Source organism: Spirillospora sp. NPDC046719 (assembly GCF_040645715.1).
Classification (GTDB): Bacteria; Actinomycetota; Actinomycetes; order Streptosporangiales; family Streptosporangiaceae; genus Spirillospora.
On sequence record NZ_JBEYYT010000413.1, the window covers coordinates 1 to 8,299 of the forward strand.

General features: G+C 72.8%; 7 protein-coding genes and 1 rRNA gene. 4 read left to right on the forward strand and 4 right to left on the reverse strand.

Annotated elements, in window-relative coordinates:
* Both ABZ914_RS41245 and ABZ914_RS41250 read left to right on the forward strand, forming a co-directional pair.
* A partial coding sequence (locus ABZ914_RS41245; protein ID WP_500200091.1) for a WYL domain-containing protein occupies nt 1–338 on the forward strand: 338 nt, incomplete at its 5' end.
* A 239-nt stretch (nt 339–577) separates the two neighbouring features.
* Nucleotides 578–976: a hypothetical protein gene (locus ABZ914_RS41250; RefSeq protein WP_500200093.1), complete on the forward strand. Its 399-nt coding sequence runs from the start codon at nt 578–580 to the stop codon at nt 974–976.
* Here the strand turns inward: ABZ914_RS41250 and ABZ914_RS41255 are convergent.
* Nucleotides 952–2,391, reverse strand: a complete 1,440-nt coding sequence (locus tag ABZ914_RS41255; RefSeq protein ID WP_190868492.1) for an MFS transporter — start codon at nt 2,389–2,391, stop codon at nt 952–954. The genes ABZ914_RS41250 and ABZ914_RS41255 overlap by 25 nt on opposite strands.
* Nucleotides 2,392–2,502: 111 nt before the next feature.
* Here ABZ914_RS41255 and ABZ914_RS41260 point away from each other — a divergent pair, with 111 nt between their 5' ends.
* Both ABZ914_RS41260 and ABZ914_RS41265 read left to right on the forward strand, forming a co-directional pair.
* On the forward strand, nt 2,503–2,808 hold the full coding sequence (locus ABZ914_RS41260) for an ArsR/SmtB family transcription factor (RefSeq protein WP_500200095.1): 306 nt from the start codon (nt 2,503–2,505) through the stop codon (nt 2,806–2,808).
* A 232-nt stretch (nt 2,809–3,040) separates the two neighbouring features.
* Nucleotides 3,041–4,693, forward strand: coding sequence for a DNA repair helicase XPB (locus ABZ914_RS41265; protein WP_190868494.1), 1,653 nt, complete (start codon nt 3,041–3,043; stop codon nt 4,691–4,693).
* Between the two features lie 99 nt (nt 4,694–4,792).
* On the opposite strand, the gene ABZ914_RS41270 is transcribed toward ABZ914_RS41265, so the two are convergent.
* The 3 genes from ABZ914_RS41270 to rrf form a co-directional block, all read right to left on the reverse strand.
* The gene (locus ABZ914_RS41270) at nt 4,793–7,084 is read right to left on the reverse strand and encodes a peptidoglycan recognition protein family protein (protein ID WP_500200096.1); all 2,292 of its coding nucleotides are present in this window, start codon (nt 7,082–7,084) and stop codon (nt 4,793–4,795) included.
* A 133-nt stretch (nt 7,085–7,217) separates the two neighbouring features.
* Nucleotides 7,218–7,724: a hypothetical protein gene (locus tag ABZ914_RS41275; protein WP_500200098.1), complete on the reverse strand. Its 507-nt coding sequence runs from the start codon at nt 7,722–7,724 to the stop codon at nt 7,218–7,220.
* A gap of 482 nt (nt 7,725–8,206) precedes the next feature.
* Nucleotides 8,207–8,299: ribosomal RNA gene (gene rrf, locus ABZ914_RS41280) — 5S ribosomal RNA — on the reverse strand; the annotation flags it as partial.

An 8,299-nucleotide genomic window follows, 5' to 3' on the forward strand; every position in this document is an offset into this window, starting at 1 on the left:
ACTCGATGAACTCGGCGGCGGTGCGCGCGCTGCGGGCCGGCGACGAGGCGTCCCGGCACGGCGCCGAGCAGGCGCGGCTGCGCGCGGACGCCCCGTCCGGGGAGCCGCCCCGGTCCCCGGCGATGGCGACGATCGAGCGGCTGCGCGGCGCCGTCGACCGCGGCGGCCGGGTCTGGATCGGCTACCTCGACCAGCAGGGCCAGGCGTCCAGCCGGATCGTCGAGCCGGTCCGGGTGGAGGGCGGCTTCCTCACCGGCTACGACGCGACCCGCGCCGCCGTGCACCGGTTCGCGCTGCACCGCATCACCGGCGTCGCCGAGTTGGACGACGAGTCCTGACCCGTCCGGCACATTGCCCCCGCCGGCACACTGCCCCCGCCGGCACACTGCCCCCGCCGGCACACTGCCCCCGCCGGGGCAGTGACCCGGCCGGGGCAGTGACCCGGCCGGCGCGCTGACCCGGCCGGATCCGGCCTGAGGGCACCGGGGGCCGGAGGGAACCGGCGGAACGCCCGATCTGTCCAACCATGTGCGCTATCGGGCCGGTACCGTGCCCTCAAGCGCGAGGAGGGCTACCGGTGAGCGGATACGGAGGGGTGCCGCCCGGCTGGCACGACCCGTACGGCGGCTACGGGCACGGCGGGACGCCGGGATGGGACGACGCCGGCGCGTACGGCCCGTACGGGCCGCCCGGCGTGCCGCAGGCGCCGGCGAACAACGGCTCCGCCATCGCGGCGCTGGTGTGCAACTGCGTCGTGGCGCTGCTGTGCTGCAACATCGTCGCCATCCCCGGCATCGTGACGGGCGCGCTCGCCCTCGGCCGCGTGCAGACCGACCCGGCCTCGGCGCGGCGGCTGACGATCTGGAGCTGGTCGCTGTTCGCGGCGTCGCTGGTGATCGGCATCATCATCGCGGTCGTCTACTTCGCCGTCATCCTCACCCACGACCCGGGCTACACCTCGACCGGCGGGGTCTGAACCGGGGCCGGCGCCGCGGCGCGCCGGCGGTGCAGCGCGAGCGCGACGAGCATCCCGGCGGCCATGCCCGCGGCGGCGAGCAGCACGGCGGTGCGGCCCCCGTCGGCGATCGCGGCCCGCAGCAGGTCGCCGGTGCGCCCGCCCGTTCCGGCGTTCGCGACCGCGGTCAGCACGGCGAGGCCGATCGCGTTGCCGAGGTTCAGCGCCGTCGACGCCATCCCGTTCGCGACGCCCTGCCGCTCCGGCGCGACGCCGGTGGACGCGGCGATCCACATCGCCGTCCACACGAGCCCCTGCCCGACCCCCGACACGACCAGTCCCGGCACGGTCGTGAGGAACGCGGCGTCGACGTCGAACCCGGCGGCGAGCAGCGCGGTTCCCGCGACCCCGGCGGCGAACCCGACGACGAGCGTCCGCCGCGTCCCGAACCGCCCCACCATCCGCTCGCCGAGCTGGGTGCCGGTGGCGATCGCCACGGACGGGACGAGGAACGCCAGGCCCGTCTCCAGCGCCGAGAACCCGTGCACGTTCTGGAACAGGATCGTCAGGAAGTACGGCAGCGCCCCGAACGTCCCCATGAACACGAACGTGGTGGCGACCCCGACGACGAGGCTGCGGTTGCGCAGCAGTCCGAACGGCATCAGCGGATCCGCGCCGCGCGCCTCGATCACGGCGAACGCGGCCAGCAGCACGGCGGCGGCGGCGAACGCGCCGATGATCGGCGGGTCCGTCCAGCCCGTCTCCGGTCCCTGGACGAGCCCGAACACCAGCAGGGTCGCGCCGCCGGTCACGGTCAGTGCGCCGGGGAGGTCGAACCGGCGCCGCTCCCGGACCGCGCCGCGCCGGTCGTCCGGGATCACGAACAGCGCCGCGACCGCGACGAGCCCGGCCAGCGGGACGTTGACGAAGAACACGGCGGGCCACCCGAACGCCTGCGTCAGGACGCCGCCGAGCAGCGCGCCGACGGTCAGCCCGCTCGCTCCGGCGCCGCCCCACACCGCGAGGGCCCGGTTGCGGCGCGGCCCCTCCTCGAACAGCGTGTTGAGCAGCGACAGGGTGGACGGCAGCAGCAGCGCCCCGCCGATCCCCTGGACGGCCCGCGCCGCGATGATCACCCCGGGCGCGCCCGCGAGGCCGCCGGCGAGCGAGGACAGCGCGTAGACGGTGAGGGCGGCGACGAACGTCCGGCGGCGTCCGAGCAGGTCGGCGGCGCGGCCGCCGAGCAGCAGGAACCCGCCGGCCAGCACCACGTAGGCGCTGATGACCCACTGCTGGGTCTGGCCGGAGAAGCCGAGGTCGGCGCCGATGTCGGGGAGCGCCACATAGACGATGTTGAGGTCCAGGGAGAAGATCAGCTGCGCCAGGGCCAGGAGCGCGAGGCTCCCGCCCGTGCGGCGGCGATCGGGTGCGGGCATGCGAACGGTCCTGTCTTTTCGGCAGATCGGAAACGACTGTTCGAATGTTCTCGTACAGTCCGACTGTTCGTCAATATTCGTACTGACGTACCTTCGCGTAGGCTGGCGGGCATGATCGCCCAGCACCCCGACCGGGACCAGATTCTGCTGGAGAACGTCCTCGCCGCCCTCGGCAACCCGCTGCGGCTGCGCATCGTCGGCGTCCTCTCCGACGGCGGCGAGCACAGCTGCGGCAGCATCCTCGACGACATCTCGAAGTCGACGCTCACGCACCACTGGCGCGTCCTGCGCGACAGCGGCGTCATCTGGCAGCGCCCGCACGGCCGCGAGAACCTCCTCTCGCTCCGCCGCGACGACCTCGAAGCGCGCTTCCCCGGCCTGCTCGCCTCCGTCTGCGGCGCCCTCACCGACCGCTGACGCCGTATCGGCGCCCGCGAACGCGGTGCCGGAGCCCGCGAACGCGCTGGCGGCGCCTCACGCACGCATAGGCGGCGGCGGCGAACGCACTGGCGGCGGCCGACGCAATATCCCGGACGGATCGGGCGTTGAACCCTGCGGCCCGCCCGGAACGCGCGACGCGCCGGCATGCCTCGGGTAGCGTGCACGGCGTCCGGACGAGCCATCGCCATCATCGACGGGGGCTTCTGCATTGACCGACGGTCCGCTCATCGTCCAATCCGACAAGACGCTGCTGCTGGAGGTCGACCACGAACTGGCCGGCGCCTGCCGCAAGGACATCGCCCCGTTCGCCGAGCTCGAACGGGCGCCCGAGCACGTCCACACCTACCGGGTCACGCCGCTCGCGCTGTGGAACGCCCGCGCCGCCGGGCACGACGCCGAGCAGGTCGTCGACACCCTGATCACGTACTCCCGCTACCCCGTCCCGCACGCGCTCCTGGTCGACATCGCCGACACCATGGCGCGCTACGGGCGGCTGCGGCTGGAGAAGCACCCCGTGCACGGGCTCGTCCTGTCCTCCTCGGACCGCTCGGTCCTGGAGGAGGTGCTCCGCGCCAAGAAGATCAAGGGCATGATCGGCGACCGGGTCGCCGACGACACCGTCATCGTCCACCCGAGCGAGCGCGGCTCGCTGAAGCAGGCGCTGCTCAAGCTCGGCTGGCCCGCCGAGGACCTCGCCGGCTACGTGGACGGCGAGGCGCACGCCATCTCCCTCGTCCAGGACGGCTGGGAGCTGCGCTCCTACCAGCGCGACGCCGCCGAGGCCTTCTGGCACGGCGGGTCCGGCGTCGTCGTCCTGCCCTGCGGCGCGGGGAAGACCATCGTCGGCGCCGCCGCCATGGCCCGCGCCGAGGCGACCACGCTGATCCTGGTCACCAACACCGTCTCGGCCCACCAGTGGAAGCAGGAGCTGCTCCGGCGCACCTCGCTCACCGAGGACGAGATCGGCGAGTACACCGGCACGAAGAAGGAGATCCGGCCGGTCACCATCGCGACCTACCAGATCATGACGACGCGCCGGAAGGGCGTCTACACGCACCTGGAGCTGTTCGACGCCCGCGACTGGGGCCTGGTCGTGTACGACGAGGTCCACCTGCTGCCCGCGCCGATCTTCCGGATGACCGCGGACCTGCAGGCCCGCCGCCGCCTCGGCCTCACCGCCACGCTCGTCCGCGAGGACAACCGCGAGGGCGACGTGTTCTCCCTCATCGGCCCGAAGCGGTACGACGCGCCGTGGAAGGACATGGAGACGCAGGGCTGGATCGCGCCCGCCGACTGCGTCGAGGTCCGCGTCACCCTCACCGACTCCGAGCGGCTCGCGTACGCCACCGCCGAGCCCGAGGAGCGGTACCGCTTCTGCGCCACCACCGACACCAAGACCAAGCTCATCCAGGCGCTCGTCGACCGGCACCGCGGCGAGCAGACCCTCGTCATCGGCCAGTACATCGACCAGCTCGACGAGCTCGGCGCGCTGCTGGACGCGCCGGTGATCAAGGGCGAGACGCGGGTCCGCGAGCGCGAGCGGCTGTTCGACGCGTTCCGGTCCGGCGAGCTGAACGTGCTGGTCGTGTCGAAGGTCGCGAACTTCTCCATCGACCTGCCGGAGGCGACCGTCGCCGTCCAGGTGTCCGGCGCGTACGGGTCGCGGCAGGAGGAGGCGCAGCGCCTCGGCCGCCTCCTGCGGCCGAAGGCGTCCGGGCAGGGCGCCCGCTTCTACGCCGTCGTCGCCCGCGACACCCTCGACCAGGACTACGCCGCCCACCGGCAGCGCTTCCTCGCCGAGCAGGGCTACGCCTACCGGATCGTCGACGCCGACGCGGTTCTCGCGGGCGAGGAGATCTGACCGGCCGGCGGCATCCGAAGGACCTGCTGACGGCCGAAGGGCCCGGAAAGGCCGAAGGGCCCGGCGTCGCGCACGCCGGGCCCTTCGGTGTCCGTCCCGTCAGCCGATGTAGGCGATCCCGTCGATGCAGACGGTCGGCCGCCCCGACGTCCCCGCGACGACGACCTTGATCGTGTGCTTGCCGCTGGTCTTCCAGGCCCGCGACCAGACGAGCTGCCGGTACGCGAGCGTGGACGCGCGGGTGTCGAGCGTGCCGACCTTCACGCCGTCCACGTAGACGACGACCGCGCCCACGTTCGACTGCCGCTTGACGATCAGGCCCGCCTCGCGCCCGGTGAACGTCCAGCTCGCGCTCGCGCCCTTGCTCGCGCTGTAGAGCCCGTACCCGCCGAGGTAGGAGCTGTTCGTCGTCTTCTTCCAGGTGCCGGTGCGGGTCGACTGGCCCTCCGGCATGAGCGCGACGCTCCGGGAGATGCCGGACGTCGCGGTGTTCCCGGCGGCGTCGGCGGCGGTCAGCGACCACGACTGCGCCGTCCCCGGCTTCGCCGTCGCGGCCCAGCTCGTCGTGGTGGCCGCGAACGTCTTGGCGGCCGGCGAGGTCGCCTTGACGGAGTCGAGCAGCGCGTTGTCGGTGGCCTTCCACCCGAGCGTGACGGGAACGCCGGTCGTGCTGACCGTCGCCCGCCGCAGCGACAGCGCCGGCGGTGTCGCGAAGACGGGCTTGGTGACGTCCGCGACGACCGTGGACGCCGGCGAGTCGGCGGTGCTGCCGTCGCTGTACGTCGCGTGGACCACGACGCTGTGCGTGCCCGGCTGGAGCGTCAGCTCCGCGGACGACGCGCCCGCCGCCGGGGTCGCCGCGACCGCCCCGTCCACGCGGACCTGGTACGTCGCCGACGCGACCGGCTTCCACCCGACCGTCACCGTGCTCTTGGTGTAGTAGCGCCCGCCCGCGTTCGTCGCGCCGGTCAGCGTGACGGCCACCGCCGGGGTGGTGAGCTTCTTCGCGGCGGTGCGGATGTCGCCGAGCTTGGCGTACAGCTGCGCGCCCGGGCAGGCTGTGGCGAACCCGTCACGGTGCCCGGAGATCGTGTCGAACGACACCTTCTGCCCGTACGGGTACTTCCCGCCGGTCCCGTCCGGCGCCATCGACGTCAGCGTGGTCTTCCCCGTCGGGTCGACGCCCGTGAGGCCGAGCTTCCACGCCGCCACCTTCGCGACGCCGTTCAACGCCGCCTGCGTCGGCGCGACGCCCGCCGGCGTCTCGTTCGCGTTCGTGTAGGTGCCGAGCACGGCGATCCCGGCCGTGTCGGTGTTGAACCCGTACGTGTGGGCGCCGTGCACCGGACGGTCGACGCCGCCCCCGCGGCCCTCGTACACGGTGCCGCACTTGTCCACGAGGAAGTTGTAGCCGATGTCGTTCCAGCCCTCGCTCTTCACGTGGTACAGGAAGATCGACCGCACCACGGACGGGGCCTCGGCGCACGTGTAGGAGTTGCCGGTGTCGGAGTGGTGGACGAACACCGCCTTCACCGACGTGTCGTACTCCGGCGGGTCCTTGACCAGCGACTCGTCGGCTCCCCACGCCGCCCGCGACACCATCGCCGGCTTCGGCGCGGTGACCGCGGTCGCGGCCCCCGCGGCCCCCGACGGCGAAGCGGTCGGGGTCGCGCTCGCCGACGGCGTCGGCTCCGGAGACGGGGAGTCGGACGGCGGCGTCTCGGACGGCGACGGTTCCACGCCGCCGGAGTCGGTCGGTTCCGGAGTCGCGCTCGTCGACGCGTCCGGGGCGGGCGAGTCGCTCGGCCCGTCGACCGGGTCGGCGGCCGCCGCCAGCCGGACATCCGTGCCGCCCTCGCCCGCGGCGCGCGGACGGGACGTCCCGCTTCCGCCCGCGCCCCCTTCGGGGTCGACCAGGTCGACGCGCAACCCGGCCGGGAGGGTGCGGCCCTGCCCGGCCACCCGCACTTCGACACCGTTGGAGGGGCCGACCCACAGGCCGTTCGTCCCGCCGCGGCTCCCCGGTCCCGCGCTCTCACGGGAATCGGGGGCGTCCTGGGTGGCCGGCTCGACCTCCTGCCATCCCGACCAGCGTCCGGACGCGGCGTCCCGGGTCCGGACCCGGACCGTCCCGCGCAGTTCCGACCGCGGCTTGTCCCACGTCACGCCGAGCAGGCTGAACGGCTCGGTGGACGCGGCGGGCAGCCCCGCCACCTTCTTCGCCGCGCTGGCGGCCGTTAAGTCCCGCAACGCGTGCTGGGTGACGCGTCCGGGGCCGGGCCGGGTGGCCGCGGAGGTCGTGGCATCCGACCCGTCGGAGACCAGATAGGTCACCGTTCCCGCGACGACGACCGCGGCGACGGACGCGCCGACCAAAGTACGCCTGAGCATGTCTCTCCGATCACGACCCGGTCCGAATGACCCTTCGGCCGGCATCCCGGCGCCTGATGCTGCGCCTCTATCTCACCAGCGCCCCAAACCTCACGATTGTCACGCAAGCATCGACCAGAAACAACGGGACGGATCACTGCCTCGGCATTGGCTGCTGCGGCACCGGCGCGGACGACCGTCCGGCGGCGGCGACGAACGCCGCGACGCCCACGCCGGTGATCACGAGGGACATCAGCAGCGCCAGGAACCAGCCGAAGTCCAGCGAGGCATGCAGCTGCTTCTCGAGGAGAGCGTGCACCACGGGAGGGAGCGCACGGGGCTGACCGTCGAGAACCGCGGACTTGGCGGAGTCGAGACGCGTGGCGGCGAGCCCCAGGGAGACCAGCCCGAGCAATCCCGGAATCGCCGCCGCACCGACGAGCCGTCCATTCCGGAGAACCGCGCCCACGACACCCAGGCCGCCGGCGGCCAGAGCGCACAGCAGCGTCAGGTAACCCCAGCCGACGGTGCCTTCGAAACCGTTGTACGACCTGTCCAGACTGTGAGCGGCACCCGACGAGAGCCCCTCCGCCTGCAACGTCACTTTCACCCATGGCAGGACCGCTGAGACCAGCAGCAGAAACGCCGCCCCCGCGACCACGAGCCCGAACCAATTCAGTCCGCGCCCAGGTGCCGCCTGCGGTCCGCCAGGCCCGAAAGGAGCGCCCTGCTGGTACGGAGCACCCGGATACCCGGGCCCGGGAGGACTTCCCGGCTGCGGCGGACCACCGGGCCCTGGCGGACCTCCCGGTTGCGGTCCCCACTGAACTCCAGGGGGCGTGCCCTGAGGCATTCCCGGGGGCCCGAACGGCTGCCCGTGATTGCCCGCCGGTGGATTCTGGCCCGGCTGCGGATGCGGAGTCGCCCACTGCGGCTGGCCTGGTTCTTGTGGCTGGCTCATGGTCGGCAGTCGTCCTCACTGGGAGCAGAGGCGGACGTCGGGGGAGTCGCAGAGCCACCCTACTCTGACGAACAGTCCCGTCTACATAGCGAGCCGCACCGGACTTCACCGGCCGCCGGCGTCCCGGATCCAGAAAAAGGAAAAGGCCCCGCCGTAATCGGCGGGGCCTTTTCGCAAGAAATGTCCGGCGGTGTCCTACTCTCCCACACAGTCTCCCATGCAGTACCATCGGCGCTGAAGGGCTTAACTTCCGGGTTCGGAATGGGACCGGGTGT

Coding starts and splice junctions, on each gene's coding strand:
- ABZ914_RS41255 (WP_190868492.1), bottom strand. CDS start 2,391: ATGCCCGCACCCGATCGCCGCCGCACGGGCGGGAGCCTCGCGCTCCTG.
- ABZ914_RS41260 (WP_500200095.1), top strand. CDS start 2,503: ATGATCGCCCAGCACCCCGACCGGGACCAGATTCTGCTGGAGAACGTC.
- ABZ914_RS41270 (WP_500200096.1), bottom strand. CDS start 7,084: ATGCTCAGGCGTACTTTGGTCGGCGCGTCCGTCGCCGCGGTCGTCGTC.